The sequence below is a fragment of the Amycolatopsis acididurans genome (assembly GCF_012328925.1).
Classification (GTDB): Bacteria; Actinomycetota; Actinomycetes; order Mycobacteriales; family Pseudonocardiaceae; genus Amycolatopsis_E; species Amycolatopsis_E acididurans.
Genome location: NZ_JAAXLS010000017.1, coordinates 99,258 through 114,115 on the forward strand (window position 1 = coordinate 99,258; position 14,858 = coordinate 114,115).

15 protein-coding genes are annotated in these 14,858 nt (G+C 68.6%); 6 read left to right on the forward strand and 9 right to left on the reverse strand.

The window, feature by feature from the left end:
* Nucleotides 1-29: 29 nt before the first annotated feature.
* Nucleotides 30-1,070: an ABC transporter substrate-binding protein gene (locus tag HFP15_RS23270; RefSeq protein ID WP_168518838.1), complete on the reverse strand. Its 1,041-nt coding sequence runs from the start codon at nt 1,068-1,070 to the stop codon at nt 30-32.
* 221 nt (nt 1,071-1,291) lie between these two features.
* On the opposite strand from HFP15_RS23270, the gene HFP15_RS23275 reads away from it, so the two are divergent.
* Nucleotides 1,292-3,235 carry an oxidoreductase gene (locus HFP15_RS23275; RefSeq protein WP_210717734.1) on the forward strand — a complete coding sequence of 648 codons (1,944 nt, stop codon included), beginning with the start codon at nt 1,292-1,294 and terminating at the stop codon, nt 3,233-3,235.
* Nucleotides 3,236-3,335: 100 nt separating this feature from the next.
* Here HFP15_RS23275 and HFP15_RS23280 read toward each other — a convergent pair whose 3' ends face one another.
* The 6 genes from HFP15_RS23280 to HFP15_RS23305 all read right to left on the reverse strand — a co-directional run bounded on the left by HFP15_RS23280 (nt 3,336) and on the right by HFP15_RS23305 (nt 7,267).
* A complete protein-coding gene (locus HFP15_RS23280) occupies nt 3,336-4,067 on the reverse strand; it encodes an SDR family NAD(P)-dependent oxidoreductase (protein WP_168518839.1) in 732 nt (243 codons plus the stop codon).
* Entirely contained in the window at nt 4,064-4,468 is a 405-nt protein-coding gene (locus HFP15_RS23285) for a nuclear transport factor 2 family protein (protein ID WP_168518840.1), read from the reverse strand. Before HFP15_RS23285 ends, HFP15_RS23280 begins: the two co-directional genes overlap by 4 nt.
* Nucleotides 4,469-4,650: 182 nt before the next feature.
* Nucleotides 4,651-5,286: a nitroreductase family protein gene (locus HFP15_RS23290; RefSeq protein ID WP_168518841.1), complete on the reverse strand. Its 636-nt coding sequence runs from the start codon at nt 5,284-5,286 to the stop codon at nt 4,651-4,653.
* Complete coding sequence (locus tag HFP15_RS23295) at nt 5,283-5,669, reverse strand: VOC family protein (protein ID WP_168518842.1); 387 nt, start codon at nt 5,667-5,669, stop codon at nt 5,283-5,285. The genes HFP15_RS23290 and HFP15_RS23295 overlap by 4 nt, the downstream gene beginning before the upstream one ends.
* A 60-nt stretch (nt 5,670-5,729) precedes the next feature.
* Nucleotides 5,730-6,416, reverse strand: a complete 687-nt coding sequence (locus tag HFP15_RS23300; RefSeq protein WP_168518843.1) for a DUF429 domain-containing protein — start codon at nt 6,414-6,416, stop codon at nt 5,730-5,732.
* 11 nt (nt 6,417-6,427) lie between these two features.
* Entirely contained in the window at nt 6,428-7,267 is an 840-nt protein-coding gene (locus HFP15_RS23305; RefSeq protein WP_168518844.1) for a mechanosensitive ion channel family protein, read from the reverse strand.
* 113 nt (nt 7,268-7,380) lie between these two features.
* Between HFP15_RS23305 and HFP15_RS23310 the strand changes: the two genes are divergently transcribed.
* Nucleotides 7,381-7,761, forward strand: a complete 381-nt coding sequence (locus tag HFP15_RS23310; protein WP_168518845.1) for a DUF6401 family natural product biosynthesis protein — start codon at nt 7,381-7,383, stop codon at nt 7,759-7,761.
* Nucleotides 7,762-7,815: 54 nt separating this feature from the next.
* On the opposite strand, the gene HFP15_RS23315 is transcribed toward HFP15_RS23310, so the two are convergent.
* Nucleotides 7,816-8,721: a mechanosensitive ion channel family protein gene (locus HFP15_RS23315; RefSeq protein WP_168518846.1), complete on the reverse strand. Its 906-nt coding sequence runs from the start codon at nt 8,719-8,721 to the stop codon at nt 7,816-7,818.
* Nucleotides 8,722-8,894: 173 nt separating this feature from the next.
* Here HFP15_RS23315 and HFP15_RS23320 point away from each other — a divergent pair, with 173 nt between their 5' ends.
* On the forward strand, nt 8,895-9,971 hold the full coding sequence (locus tag HFP15_RS23320; RefSeq protein WP_312871712.1) for an ATP-dependent DNA ligase: 1,077 nt from the start codon (nt 8,895-8,897) through the stop codon (nt 9,969-9,971).
* Nucleotides 9,968-10,951, forward strand: coding sequence for a non-homologous end-joining DNA ligase (gene ligD, locus HFP15_RS23325; RefSeq protein WP_168518847.1), 984 nt, complete (start codon nt 9,968-9,970; stop codon nt 10,949-10,951). The genes HFP15_RS23320 and ligD overlap by 4 nt, the downstream gene beginning before the upstream one ends.
* Nucleotides 10,952-11,038: 87 nt before the next feature.
* Here the strand turns inward: ligD and HFP15_RS23330 are convergent, their stop codons facing one another.
* Nucleotides 11,039-11,983 carry a methionyl-tRNA formyltransferase gene (locus HFP15_RS23330; RefSeq protein ID WP_168518848.1) on the reverse strand — a complete coding sequence of 315 codons (945 nt, stop codon included), beginning with the start codon at nt 11,981-11,983 and terminating at the stop codon, nt 11,039-11,041.
* A gap of 107 nt (nt 11,984-12,090) precedes the next feature.
* Between HFP15_RS23330 and HFP15_RS23335 the strand changes: the two genes are divergently transcribed.
* The gene (locus HFP15_RS23335) at nt 12,091-13,359 is read left to right on the forward strand and encodes a lysine N(6)-hydroxylase/L-ornithine N(5)-oxygenase family protein (RefSeq protein WP_246271964.1); all 1,269 of its coding nucleotides are present in this window, start codon (nt 12,091-12,093) and stop codon (nt 13,357-13,359) included.
* Nucleotides 13,356-14,630: a salicylate synthase gene (locus HFP15_RS23340; RefSeq protein WP_168518850.1), complete on the forward strand. Its 1,275-nt coding sequence runs from the start codon at nt 13,356-13,358 to the stop codon at nt 14,628-14,630. The genes HFP15_RS23335 and HFP15_RS23340 overlap by 4 nt, the downstream gene beginning before the upstream one ends.
* The last annotated feature ends 228 nt before the right edge of the window (nt 14,631-14,858 follow it).

The window sequence follows — 14,858 nt, forward strand, 5'->3', positions numbered from 1 at the left end:
TCTGCGCCATGACGGGGTCCCTCACGCTTTCAGCCCGCTGCCTTGCTCAGTAGGGCTTCCTTCTTGCCGTCCCACTGCACGAGCAGGCCCGGCAGCCTCAGGTCGCGGTTGGTGAACTTCAGCTTGCCCTCCGCTCCGTCGAAACCGGTGCCGGCCACCGCGTCGAGTGCCTTCTGCAGTTCCTGCCGGTCGGCGCTGTTGCCCTGCTTCAGCGCCCGTGCCAGCATCCAGATCGAGTCGTAGGATTCGGCGGCGTAGTTCATCGGGTCCTCGCCGAACTTCTGCCGGTACCGCGAGACGAAGTTCTGCGTCTCCGGCGAGGAGTCGGCGACGTTGAAGTCCGTCGCCCAGGCCATACCGACGCCGGCCTGCCCCGCCGGGGCCATGTTGTTGCCGCTGGCCGACTGGTTGCCGACGATCGGCCCGGTGTACCCGCTCTGTCGCAGCTGCGTCACCATCGCCGGGTTCTGCGCCCCGATGAGCAGGACGATCGCCGCGTCTGGTTTACCGCCCGCCATTTGCGCGGCCGGTGTGGTGAAGTCCTGTGTGGATAGCTGAACGGCGTTGGTGTCCTTGATCGTGAACCCGTACTGCCTCGCCATGTCGGGAATCACCTTCGTGGCCAGTTCGACGAGCGTGGGGGAGCCGGAGTTGTACAGCACCGACACCGTCTTGACGTTCTTGTCTCGCAGATAGGGCCCGATATTGGCGGCGTAGAACGTCGTCTGAGGCGCGGTGACCCGGTAGATGTAGTCGCCGACCAGCACCCCGTCGCTGGAGGCTTGGGTGAAGATCGTCGGCATCTTCGACTTCTGCGCCACCGGTGCGATCGCGGCCGCCTGCTGACTGGAGAGGGGACCGGAAATGGCGGCGTACTTCTTGTCCGCGATGCCCTGCGTGGCCTTGCTCGCCGCGGTTTGCGCACTGTACTGGCTGTCCTCGACATCGACCGCGAGTGTCGTGCCTCCGAGGTAGTGCTGCTGATTGATCTCGTCGACGGCCAGCTCGACGCCCTTCTGGGCGGACGTGCCGGCGAACGCCGCGGCACCGGTCATCTCCTTGATGGACAACACATGCACCGTCGAGGGCAACCCGCCCGAGGACGATCCGGTCGAGGTCGAACCGCAAGCCGAGAGCGCAAGTACGGCCGCGAGTGGCACGGCGAACCTGTGTAGGCCGCGCATTTTCACTTCCATGAGAGATGGCCTCCAACACTGAGAATGATTATGATAGATATTCGAGCGTCTCCCGAAAGTAGACGAGCCCGCGCCCGGGCACAAGGAGGTCAACGTTGACCGGCTACCCCAACCTGTTCAGTCCATTGAGGATCGGCACGATGCGGTTGCGGAACCGCGTGATGATGCCGCCGCACGGCTCCGCGATCGGGAACCTCTGGGGCAGCGAAGCGGACGCCGAACGCAATATCGCCTACTGGAAGGCGAGGGCCGAGGCCGGTGTCGCCTGGATCGACGGCGTTTCGGGACACATCCGCAACCGGTTCATCCCCGGCTTCGAACCGACCGGCATCGGCGCGGAGTACACGGGCTACTACCGGCTGCCGTTCTTCGTCGAGCGCGTGCAGCAGTTCGCCGACACGATGCACGCGGCGGGTGCCACGGTGAGCGCGCAGATGACGATGCAGGGCGGTGTGCCGCACGCGCCGTCGCCGACGCTGAGCAATCCGGTCACCAACGTGGTGCCGCACGTGCTCAACCGCGACGAGATCCGCTGGTTCGTCGACGAGTACCGCTATTCGGCCGAACGCGCGCAGCAGGCGCGGCTCGACGGCATCGAAATGCACCTCAACCACGACGACATGCTCGAATGGTTCCTTTCGCCGTTGACCAACCACCGCACCGACGAGTACGGCGGCTCGCCGGAGAATCGGGCCAGGTTCGCTGTAGAAGCGCTTACCGCGGTGCGTGACGTGGTGGGCACCAGGATGACCGTCGGTGTCCGGCTGAACCTGCGCGAGGAAGTGCCCGGCGGCTACGACGTGGGCGGAGGCAGGGAAATCGCGCAGTACCTGGAGTCCACGGGGCTCATCGATTTCGTGCATCTGGTGGTCGGCTCGCCGTGGGGCAATCCGAGCTACATCCAGCCCCATTTCTACGATCCGGGCCAGTGGGCCGCGCTGGCCGGCGAGATCAAACGTTCCCTCCGCATTCCGGTCGTCCACACCGGACGGATCAACGGCCCGGACGTGGCCGAGCGGGTGCTGGCGGACGGGCACGCCGACGTGGTCGGTATGGCGCGGGCACACATCGCGGATCCCGAGATCCTGGTGAAGGCGCGTGAAGGCAGGACCGATGACATCCGGCCGTGCGTCGGCGGCAACGACTGCATCAGCCGCCGCTACGTCGAGGGGCTGCCATTCGGCTGTGCGGTGAACCCGCACGCGGCCAAAGAAATCGACGGGGTGCGGCCGCGGGCCGACGTGGCCAAGCGCCTGCTGGTGGTCGGTGGCGGCCCGGCGGGCATGGAGCTGGCCGCGTTGACCGCGGAGGCCGGGCACGACGTCGCGATCTGGGAGGCCGGGGACCGGCTCGGCGGGCAGTTGCGGATCGCCGTCAACGCGCCGACCTACGACCAGTTCGCCCGCTACCTGGACTGGCAGACCCGGCGGCTGGACCGCCTGGGCGTCGATGTCCGGCTCGGCACGTCCGCCAACGCGGAGAACGTGCTCGCCGAACAGGCCGACGTGGTGGCCGTCGCGACCGGCGCCACGGTGCGCACGCCCGCGATCCCCGGTGCCGACACCGCCGCGAACATTCGCGACGTGCTCACCGGAGCGGCGACCGTCGAGGGCCGGGTGCTGGTCGTCGCGCAGGACGACCACATGCCGCCGCTGGCCGTCGCGGACCACGTGAGCGAACGCGGGCACCAGGTCACGGTGGTCTACGCGACGCCCGGCCCGGCGCCGCTGCTCGGCCGCTACATCGCCGGTGGCATCCTCGGCCGTCTCGGCGAGCGCGACGTCGAGTTCCGGTTCATGGAGGAGGTCACCGAGATCGCCGGGGACGCCGTCGCGGTGCGGAACGTCTACTCGGGCCGGGCAGGCAAGCTGACCGGCTTCGATTCGGTGGTGCTGGCGTGCGGCGGTATTTCGGATTCGGCGTTGTACGAACAACTTCGCGAACGACGCGAGCAGGTGCACGTACTGGGTGACGCGTACGCGCCGCGACGGCTGGTCTTCGCCACCCGGCAGGCTTATGCGCTGGCGCAGCTGATCTGACGGCTGCGGACCCAGCCGGGATCGCGGCGGGCGGCGCGGGCGGCCACGCGGTCGGCCAGAAGCGCCGCTCGCGCCGGTCACCAGGATCACGAAACCGCAGCTACTCCTGTGCGGCTATGCCCTGCGCGAGCCAGCCGCCGTCGATGGGGATGACGGTGCCGGTGATGTAGCTCGACACCGGCGTGCCGAGAAAGAACGCGAGTTCGGCGACCTCCTCGGGACGGCCGAAGCGGCGCATGGGAATCCGGGCGAGGAACTCGTTCTCGTCGATCACGCCGCGCCGGATGAACTCCGCGGAAAGCTCGGTGCGGATCGAGCCGGGCGCGATCGCGTTGACCCGCACGCCTCGCGTGGCCCACTCCACCGCGAGTCCCCGCACGAGCCCGGCGACCCCGGCCTTGGCCGCGCCGTATGCGGTCCGGCCGGGAAAACCCGTGGCGCCGTTGACCGAAGACACCATCACGACCGACTGCGCGCCCGCGGTCACCGCCTGCCGCGCGCCGACGAACGCGCCGGTCACGTGCACGGCCAGCATCTTGTCCCAGTCCTCGCGCGCATAGTCGACGCTCGTGCCGGCCTTGGCGTGTCCGGCGTTCGCGACGAACGCGGCCAGTCCGTCCTGCCCGGCACGGGCGCAGACGTCGCGCATGGCGTCCTCGTCGGTCACGTCGGCGCCGACGGCGACGTGCGTGCCGGGCCAGGACTGCACGCGTTCGCGCATCAGGTCCTCGCGCAGATCGACCCCGAACACGGTGTACCCGCCGCGGGCGAACCGTTCCCCGATCGCGGCGCCGATTCCCTGCGCGGCACCGGTGACGACAACGGCGCTCATGCCTTCACCACATCGATCTTGCGCTGTACGTCGATCGTCTTCCGCCGGAACTGCCAGGTTTCACCGGTACGCACGAGTTCGTGCCGGTATTCGCCGAAAACCAGCCAGCTCGCGGCACCGGCGGTCATCGCGGCCTCGAAGTACGCCCGCGTCGACGCCCGGTCGCCATCGCCCTCGACCTCGATGTTGGTCACCAGATGGCGACTCCAATCGACCTCGGATGCGAAGAAATCTCGGTATATCCGCAGGAACGCCTCGCGGCCGGTGTGCAGGCCGTCGACGCGGCGCAGTTCGACGTCGTCGGTGGCCAGTGCGGCGAGGGTGTCGAGCTCGCGATCGTCGACCGCTCGTGCGTACCGGTACAAGGTCATCCGCACTTCTTCGGCCAGGCGGGCATCCATCGAAGCATCCTTTCAACAAGAAATCACTTACTATGAATATAAGGGAAATCTTGCCTTGGATCACCCCGGCGCGTCAGAGTTGCTGTGTCGCCCGTTACATCGACGGTACGGAGAGCGTCCGTTGGGCCGATCCGGCGAGCGACCGCGTCATCGCGGTGGTCTCGCCGGAGACGCGCCCTGACCTACCAGCGGTCGTAGCGCAGCACCTCCGACAGCGGCTGCCGTTTGGCGGGCTTGAAGGAATCGCCGGTGTGGAAGGCGGTGGGGATCAACGCGGCCTGGCGCACGTCGCCGGGCAGGCCGAGGATCTCCGCCGCCTCCCGCTCGTAGACCAGGTGCAGCGAGGTGTACGCGGTGCCCAGCCCGAGGGTGCGCGCGGCGAGCATGTAGCTCCACACGGCGGGCAGGATCGAACCCCACAGGCCGGCCTGGTTGCCGCGGGGCAATTCGCCGCCCGGCACCTTGATCGCGGGGATGACCAGCACCGGAACCTCGCCCATGTGCTCGGCGAGGTAGTCGGAACTGGACATCACGCGGTGCTGGGTCGCCGCTCGCGCCGCGTCGTCGGGGTAGCGCTCCTCCGGCGTCTCCCCGGCATCGCGGTAGGCACGGAACGACCGCCGGTACAGCTCGCCGATCTTCGCGCGCTGCTCCGGATCGGTGAGCACGAGCCACCGCCAGTCCTGCCGGTTCGAGCCGGTCGGCGCCTGCAGCGCCAGCGTGATCGCCTTCTCGACCAGATCGCGCGGCACGGGCCTGGTCAGGTCGAGCCGCTTGCGCACGGTCCGGGTGGTGGTCAGCAGTTCCTCGGGCGTCATGCCTGCGATGGTGGCATGCCCTCCACGAGGACGAGCCGGTTCCCGTCCGGATCCCGGAATGCGAACATCGGCGGGACGCCCGGCCAGCGCATCACCTCGGGGTCGACGTCGACACCCCGCGCGGACAGCTCGGCGTGATCGGCCTCGGCGTCCTCGGTGGTCAGCCGGATCCCGGTGTCGGTACCGGCGGGCCGGTCCGGCCGCGCGAGTTCCAGCGCGATCGTCGCCGCCGACCCGGCGGGCGCGACCACGACCCAGCGCATCCCGCCGCCCATCGGCACGTCCATGCGCTTGGCCAGGCCGAGCGTCCCGGTGTAGAACTCCAGCGCGCGATCCTGGTCGGTGACCGGCACGCCCACGGTCGTCACCTGAGTGATCTTCATCTTCGGCCTCCTGAACAAGTCCTGTCCGTACCGACCGCGCGGCGCCGCGAAACTCACCGGTCAGGTCCACACCGCGCAGGGCAGCCCGTCGCCGAACACCTCCGGCGGATCCGGCAGCGCGCGGGCGGTGCCGCCCGCGACCCGGCGTGCCGACCACGCGACCGCGGCGGTGTCCAGTACGTCGTCGACCCCGGCCCGGCGCCCGGCCGGGCCCAGGTCCGACAGCACGACGCCGGCGTCCGCCAGCAGCCCGTTTCGCGTCGCCGCGCCCGCCCACGTGTGCTTGCTCGCCGTCAGCGGCGCGCCCGCGAGTTCGGCGAACGTGACTTCGGGATGGATCTCGACGACCCGCCGGTCCTGCGTGCGCACCCACGCGTCGACCTGCAGCAACTTCATCCGCAGCCCGTAGGCCTGGATCGACACGCCCTCGCCGGCCTGTTCGCAGTTGATCGCCGAGGCGGTGCGATGGTCCGGCGCTTCGAGCGCGGCGCGCACAGGTGTCATGAACACCGACGAGCGCAGCGGGCCGATCGCCTGCCGCGCCAGCACGTCCGCCTGGCGCCGTCCGCGGTCCGGCAGGCCGATCGGGATGTCGATCCCGACGACCTCGACCGGACCGTCGGCCTCGGCCAACTCGACCAGTTCGCCGATGGTGGCCGCGACATAGGCGCGCACGTCGTCCAGCGTCACGCCGACCCAGCCGGCGCGGCACGCGTCAGCACCGAGAACCCGAACCATCGGGTCCATCTTCGCGCACCTCAGGACGGTGTGAACGCGGTCAGCGGGGCGGCGATCCCGGCGGTGTCGAGTGCCATCTTGACGTCGGCCATCAGCGCGCGCCGGACGGCCCACTGGCGTCCCGGCTTGGTCGTGACGGTCAGCCGAATGGTGATGGACGCCTGGCTGAGTTCCTGCGCGCCGAGCAGTTCGACCTCACCGAGCACGTCGTCCTTGAGGTGCTCGACGGTGACCCGCGCGGTCTGCGCGGCGATCTCCAGCGCCCGGTCGACGTCGGCGGTGTAGCCGATGGGGATGTCCACGACCGCGACGCCGAACCGCTGCGTCGAGTTTCCGACCGCGCTGATCGTGCCGTTGCGGACGTACCAGAGCGTGCCGTCGATGTCCCGGACCGTGGTGATGCGCAGTCCGATCATCTCGACGGTGCCCGCCGCGTCACCGAGGTCCACGACGTCGCCGACGCCGTACTGGTCTTCGAGCATCATGAAGATCCCGGACAGGAAGTCCTTGATCAGGTTCTGCGCGCCGAACCCGACGGCGACCCCGACCACCCCGGCGGAGGCGAGGATGGGCGCGATGTTGATGCCGAGTTTGCTCAGCGCGAGGATGGTCGCGATCCCGTAGATCACGAAGGACGCGACGGAGCGCAACAGTGAGCCTACGGTGCGCGCACGTTGGGCCCGTCTTTCCGAGGTCGTGGTGATCGGCCGGTGCAGTAGCGAGGAGATCCGTCCCTCGGCGATCCCGGTGGTCATCCGGTCGATCAACCGGTGCGCGAGCCAGCGCGTGAGGTACGCGCCGACCAGGATCGCGAGGATTCCGAGCAGGGGTTTGAGTATGTCGAGGACTGTGTGTGGCATCGGCGATCACATATCCACCCGACGGCGGTTCTACACAGCGGGTCGCGCATCCTACGTCACATCTCGACCCGGAGCATCCCGAACTGAACCACGGAAGAGTTACCTTGGTGGGCATGGTGAGTTTGTCGGCCCTTGGTCTGGAGTTCTCGGCGCGCCGGACGCTGAAGAGCCTGCACGACCAGCTCGGAGCCGGGCTGCTGGTCGCGGCCGCGGTTCCCGGGCTGACCGCGGCGATCGATCAGCATTCCGCCGCGGTCCGCGACATCGTGACGATGGGCGTGGAGGGCTCCGCCGCGGTCGCCGGGGTGGTGCTGCTCGCGGGCTACGCGCGCGGCCTGGTCGACGCGGCGAAGGAGTCCGGCTGGCGGTTGACCTCGCCCGCGGACTGGACGCAGGCCGACTGGTTCACCGCACGCCTGCTCGCCGTGTGTTCGCTCGCCAAGCGCATCGACGAACCGGACTACCACGACTGGCGCGACGTCAGCGTCGCATGAAAAAGGGCGGCCGGCCCGAAGGCCGACCGCCCCGTTGACCCCGGTTGGTCGTATCTATCCCTGGCCACCCGACGGAGGCATCGGACCGGGGCCCTGGCCGTGAGGCGGCATCTGACCGCTCTGCGGCATGGTGCCCTGCTGGTAACCGGACCCGCCCATACCGGGTCGCGCCGCGGTCCCGGTCGGCTGCCGCATCTGCTCCGTCGGCGTCTCGCTCGGCGCACCCGTCCTGGTCGCGTCCTCGCGCCCACGCTGGTATGCCTGTGCCTGCGCCTTCGCGGCCGGCATCTCCTGCTCGGCGCGGCCGAGCCAGTTCTCCCAGCGCTGCTGCATGGGCCGGACGAGACCACCGCCGACACCGACGACGAGCACACCGGCGACCGTGGCGAGCACCGTGATCAGCACCGGCATGGTCACCGTGGTGGCGACGCCGATCTGGTTCAGTGCCGCGATGATGCCGAGGCCCCAGATGAACACCGAGGCGATCATGGCCAGCACCTTGCCGTAGGACAGGCCACCCAGCGCACTGCCGACCATGTCCTTGACGGCCTTGGCGATCGCGCCGGCGATCACCACGATGATGATCGCGACGGCCGCCCGCGGCAGCCAGGCCACGACACCCATCACCATCGCGCTCACCGGGTTCGGCCCGAACGCGCCGAGTGCGATCTGCAGTGCGATCAGGATGATCGCGTAGTAGACGAGCTTACTGATTATGGAGGAAGCGTCGTATTTGCTCTTGGCCAGCATCTTTTTGATGCCGCCGCGCTCGACCACGCGGTCGAAGCCGACCTTTTCCAGTACCTTGTCGACGATCTTGGCCACCGCCTTGGCGATGAACCACCCGATGATCATGACCACCAGGAACGCCACTAGCTTCGGCACGAAGGTGGCGACCGTGCTCCAGGCGTTCGAGATGCCCTGTCCAACGTCGACGGCGGCCAAATTGGATGTTGCCACTGCCTTACTCCCTTCCCAGCCGGGGCATGCGCGGCGAGTACCCCTCCGGCCGTGTCCCACACATTGGAAGGGCAGAACCGTTTATCTGCAACTCGCTGACCTGCCGGAACGGGTGAACTGAATATCCCCCGAATGAGTGGAGAGACCTTGTGGAGGCGGCATAACATCGTTTTGTGGATCTGCCAGTGATGCCGCCGGTGCGGCCCATGCTCGCCAAGGCCGTGCACGAGGTTCCGCGCGCGGATAATTTGCTTTACGAACCTAAGTGGGACGGCTTCCGGTGCATTGTTTTCCGGGACGGCGAGGACGTTGAACTGGGTTCACGCAACGACCGGCCGCTGACGCGGTATTTCCCCGAACTCGTCGATCTGCTCAAAGAGGCCCTGCCGCCCCGGTGTGTGGTGGACGGCGAAATCGTGATCGTCACCGAGAACGGGCTCGATTTCGAAAGCCTGCAGCTGAGGCTGCACCCGGCGGCGTCCCGCGTGCGGAAACTGGCGGCGGAGACACCGGCGAGCTTCGTGGTGTTCGACCTGCTGGCACTCGGCGACGAGGACCTGATGGGCGAGCCGTTCGCGCAGCGGCGGCGCAGGCTGGAAAGCGTTGTCGGCGGCGAGCTGGCGCGCGTGCACCTCACGCCGATGACCTCGGACCCGGCGGTAGCCGAGGATTGGTTCAACCGGTTCGAGGGTGCCGGCTTCGACGGCGTGATGGCCAAACCGGCGGAGCAGCCCTACGAACAGGACCGCCGGGTGATGTGGAAGGTCAAGCACGAGCGCACCGCCGACTGCGTGGTCGCCGGCTTCCGGTGGCACAAGGACGGCGAGGGAGTCGGCTCGCTGCTGCTCGGGTTGTTCGACGAGCACGGCACGCTGCATCACGTCGGGGTCGCGAGCAGTTTCGCCGCCGCCCGCCGTCGCGAGCTGGTGACCGAGCTGGAACCGTTGCGGGAGAACGCGACCGAGGATCACCCGTGGCGCGAGTGGGCGGTCGCGCAGGCAGAGGCCGGCGGCCGGTTGCCGGGTGCGCAGAGTCGCTGGAGCGCGGGCAAGGACCTCACCTGGGAGCCGCTGCGGCCGGAACTGGTCGCCGAGGTGCGCTACGAACATGTCCAATCAGGACGGTTCCGGCACGGCACCAGGCTGGTGCGGTTCCGCCCCGACCGCACGCCCGAGTCGTGTACCTATGGGCAGCTGGAAGAGATCGCGCCCGCCGAGCTGGCGTCGTTGTTCACCGAGGTGGCCAGATGAGCGTCGTTGTCGAGGGCGTCACGATCTCGCATCCGGAAAAGATCTATTTCAGGCAACGCGGCGAGACGAAGCTCGATCTGGTGCGCTACTACCAGGCCGTCGCGGAGCCGTTGCTCGCGACGCTCGGCGGGCGCCCGTTGTTGCTGGAGCGCTATCCCGACGGTGCGGGCGGCAAATCGTGGTTCCAGAAGCGGGTCCCGAAATCCGCGCCGCCGTGGCTGACCACGACGGTGGTCTCCACGCCCAACGGCACGACGAGCGATGCCCTCGTCGCGGCCGATCTCGCGCACGTGCTGTGGGCGGTCAATCTCGGGTGCATCGGCTTCCACGTCTGGCCGATTCACGCCGCGACCCCGGAGATCACCGACGAGCTGCGGGTGGATCTGGATCCCTCGCCCGGCGTGACGTTCGGCCAGGTTCGCGAGGCGGCATGGCTGACCCGCGAACTGCTGACCGAACTGGGGATCCAGGCGCAGATCAAGACCACCGGATCGCGCGGATTGCACATTTACGTTTCCCTGCAACCGAATTGGGACGGCTACCAGGTGCGGGCGGCAGCGGTGGCGCTGGCGAGGGAGCTGGAGCGGCGGCATCCCGCGTTGATCACCGCGCAGTGGTGGAAGGAGGAACGCGGCGAGCGCGTTTTCGTGGACTTCAACCAGAACGCCCCGCACAAGACGGTTTTCGGGGCGTGGTGTGTGCGGCCGAGGACCGGTGCGCAGGTGTCGGCGCCGATCGGCTGGGAGGAGCTGGACGCCGTCGAACCGGCGGAGCTGACGATCGCCACGGTGCCGGCGCTGGTCACCGAGCGCGGCGATCCGTGGGCCGACGCGCGACCGCAGTCGATCGAGCCGCTGCTGGAGATGTCGGCCCGCGACATGGCCAGCGGTCTGATGGACGCGCCGTGGCCGCCGGTGTACCCGAAGATGCCGAACGAGCCGCCCCGGGTCGCGCCGAGCCGCGCGAAGAAACCGGGCTGACCCGGCGGGGCGGCTTCGCGCGTTGCCTCGCGAAGTGGTCCGGCCCTGCCGGGTCGTGGTTGCCACTCGTGCGGACGACTCCATGCCCTACGGCCGCGCGGTGAGATAGCCGCCCATCGTGCGGAAGTACTCCGTCGCGGCGAGGTCGGCGCCATCCTCGGTGCGCACCTGCTCGATGCGCAGCCCGTGGTTGCGGCCCAACCGCGCGTCCGCCCCCGCGACGATCACCACCCCCTCGCCCTCCTTGATGAAGATCCGGCCGGGCGTGCCGCCGTAGCGGCCCTCCGACACCGAGGCACGAGTGACGCGCAGCCGCTGTCCTTTGTGGAACGTGAACGCGTTCGGATAGGGATCGGACTGTGCGCGTACCAACCGGTCGATGTCCTCGGCCGGCCACGTCCAGTCGATCCGGCTGTCCTCAACGGAGCGCTTGTGGAAGAAGCTGGCCTTCGCGCGGTCCTGCGGCGTCCAGTCGGTCCTGCCGGACGCGATCAGCCCGAGCGCCTCGGTCACCAGCGGTTCGATCAGGTCCACCGTCTTGTGGAACAGATCCGCGCTCGTGTCGCGCGGGCCGACCGGCACCGATCGCTGCAGCACGATGGCGCCCGCGTCGAGTTCGGCGTCCATCATGTGGGCGGTGACGCCGACCTCCGGCTCGCCGTTGAGCAGCGCCCAGATCAGCGGCGAGAACCCCGCGTAGGCCGGGAGCAGAGAATCGTGCACGTTGAGCGTTCCCCGCGGCGGAAGGTCGAACACCTCGGGCGGCAGCCACGTGCGCCAGTTGTTCGCGACGATGATGTCCGGCTCGGCTTCTTCGAGCCTGCGGATCACCTCGTCGTCCGGCCTGCCGGCCAGCACGACCGGAACGCCGTGCTCCTCGCCGAGGTCGGCGACCGAATCGGACCAGATCTTCTCGTACGCGTGGTCGCTCTTCGGATGCGTGACCACCAGCGTCACTTCGTGTTCCGAGTCCAGCAGTGCGCGCAGCGTACGTTGCCCCCAGGTCTGGTACCCGAACATCGCGACCCGCATCCGTCCTCCTTGATCAGGGATCAACATCACGCCCGAATGTAGTAGCAGAGCCTCACCTAACTTAGGTTAGGGTTGCCTCGGTCGTAAGTCGAGAGATGGGGATGGGCATGCCAATACCGCCGGAGTTCGACCTGATCGGTGTGGGTTTCGGGCCCTCCAACCTTGCGCTGGCGATCGCGGTCGCGGAGCACAACGCGGCCGCGGCCGACCCCGTGACCGCCCATTTCCTGGAGAAACAGCCGCGGTTCGGCTGGCATCGCGGCATGCTGCTCGAGGACGCGACGATGCAGGTCTCGTTCCTGAAGGACCTGGTCACGATGCGCAATCCGGCCAGCGAGTTCAGCTTCCTGTCCTACCTGCACAGCCGCGGCAGGCTGGTCGACTTCATCAACCACAAGAACCTGTTCCCGCTGCGTATCGAGTTCCACGACTATTTCGAATGGGCCGCGGCCAAGGTCGGCGACCAGGTCACCTACGGGCAGGAAGTCGTGTCGGTGGGGGACGGTTTCGAGGTGCGCACCGCCGGCGGTTCGGTGTACCGGGCCCGCAATCTCGTGCTGGGCACCGGACTGCGGCCGAACATCCCGGAGGGTTTCACGACGAGTGACCGGGTCTGGCACAACCACGAACTGCTGCACCGGATCGGCGATGTGCACGATCCCGAACGCTGCGTGGTCATCGGCGCCGGGCAGAGCGCCGCGGAGGTCACCGCCTTCCTGCACGAGCGGTTCCCGGAGGCCGAGGTCTGTTCGGTGTTCGCGCGGTACGGCTACAGCCCGTCCGACGACAGCCCCTTCGCCAACCGCATTTTCGACCCCGAGGGCGTGGACGCGTTCTACCAGGCGCCCGAGGACGTCAAGCGCAGGCTGATGAGCTACCACGCCAACACGAACTACTCGGCCGTGGACATCGATCTGATCGACGATCTGTACCGGCGGCTGTACAGCGAGAAGGTGCGGGGCGTGCGGCGGCTGCGGATCCTCAACACCTCCCGTCCGATCGAGGTCACGCCGGACGGCCGGGTCACGCTCGAATCGCTGACCACCGGGGACAAGTCGGTGCTGGAGGCCGACCTGGTCGTCTACGCCACCGGCTATCGGCCCGCCGATCCGGCGCCGCTGCTCGGCGAGCTGGGCGAACGCTGCCGCCGGGACGACGAGGGCAGGCTGCGGGTCGAGCGCGACTACCGGCTTGTCACGCCGGGACTGGCGGGAAACATCTATCTGCAGGGCGGCACCGAGCACACGCACGGCGTCACGTCGTCGCTGCTGTCGAACACCGCCGTGCGGGTCGGGGAGATCCTCGGCTCGATCACCGGCGGTCGCGGATCCACTGTGGACTGGCCTTCGGTGTTCTCCGTGAAGGAGTGGGCATGAACGCGTTGAGGCAGGTCGCCGCGCTGGCGCGCGCCGGGTTCGAGGACTACGTCGCCTTCGAGAAGGACGGTGTCTGGACGTTCGCGGCGGGCGCTCTCGCTTCGATCACGCTCGACGCCACCCACGTGCGTGCCCGTGGCGCGCTGGAACTGGACGAGCCGTGGTCGGGTTCGCCGTGCGCGGCACTGCGCGATGTGCTGGCGCGCTTGCCGTTTCCCGAATGGAACGTGTACGGGAAGGTCCACTTCGGATTCGCGGGAATCGTGCCCGCCTTGCGATTGCAGGGCGTCGATGCGCCTTCCGGTGAGCTGGTCCGGTTGATGGTGCCTCGGACCGAGGTGCGCATCTCGGCGAACGGACTGTCGGTTCGCGGCGAGGACCGGGAACGTGTCGAGGCGGTGCTTGCTGCCCCGGCCGCGCCCGTGCCGGAGCCGAGCCCGGTTGACGTGCGCAACGACAACGGGAACTACCGGGACCGGGTGGCCTTGGCGGTCAAGGAGATCCGGCAAGGGCAGTACCAGAAGGTCATCCTGTCGCGTGTGCTGCGGATTCCCTTCGGGGTCGATGTCGTCGGCACCTACGAGCTGACCCGCCGTGGCAACACCCCGGCGCGGTCGTTTCTGTTGCGGCTCGACGGGCGCGAGGCGGCGGGCGTCAGCCCCGAGGTGATCGTCACCGTCGACGCCGACGGTGGGGTCGTGACGCAACCGCTGGCGGGCACCAGGGCGTTCGGCCGTGGCGCGGACGAGGATTCGGCGGCGCGGGCGGAGCTGGAGTCGAACCCGAAGGAGATCTTCGAACACGCCGTTTCGGTGCGGACCGCGCAGGAGGAGCTGCGCCGGGTGTGCCGCGTCGAGTCGGTGCACGTCGGGGACTTCATGGGGGTCAAGGAGCGGGGAAGTGTTCAGCACCTGGCCTCGCTGGTGTGCGGCAGGCTCGACGAGGGGCGCAGCGCCTGGGATGCGCTGGAGGCGGTGTTCCCGGCGGTGACGGCGTCGGGCATCCCGAAGCGCGAGTCCCTGGACGCGATCGCCCGCCTGGACGAGGCACGCGGTCTGTACTCGGGCGCGGTGTTGCGGGCTTCCCACGACGGCTCGCTGGACGCGGCCTTGGTCCTGCGCGCGATCTACCAGGAGAACGGCGCCGCGTGGCTGCGGGCAGGCGCCGGAATCGTGGCGGACTCCACACCGGACCGCGAGTTCGAGGAAACCTGCGAAAAACTGACGAGCGTCGCACCCTACGTCGTGCCAGCCCCCGACAACCCCGCCTGAACCCTCTGCCCGTCGGGCGCGCCCGCCGCGTCGGGCCCGTCGGGCGCGTCGGGCGTCGGGCGCGAGTTGAGCTTTGCGGTCGGCCGAGTTGAGCGTTCCGGTCGGCCGAGTCGAGCGTTCGGTGCGCGCGAGTCGAGGGTTCGGTGCGCGCGAGTTGGGCTTTCCGGTTGGGCGAGTTGGGCGTTCCGGTCGGCCGAGTCGAGCTTCGCGGTCGGGCGAGTCGGGCGT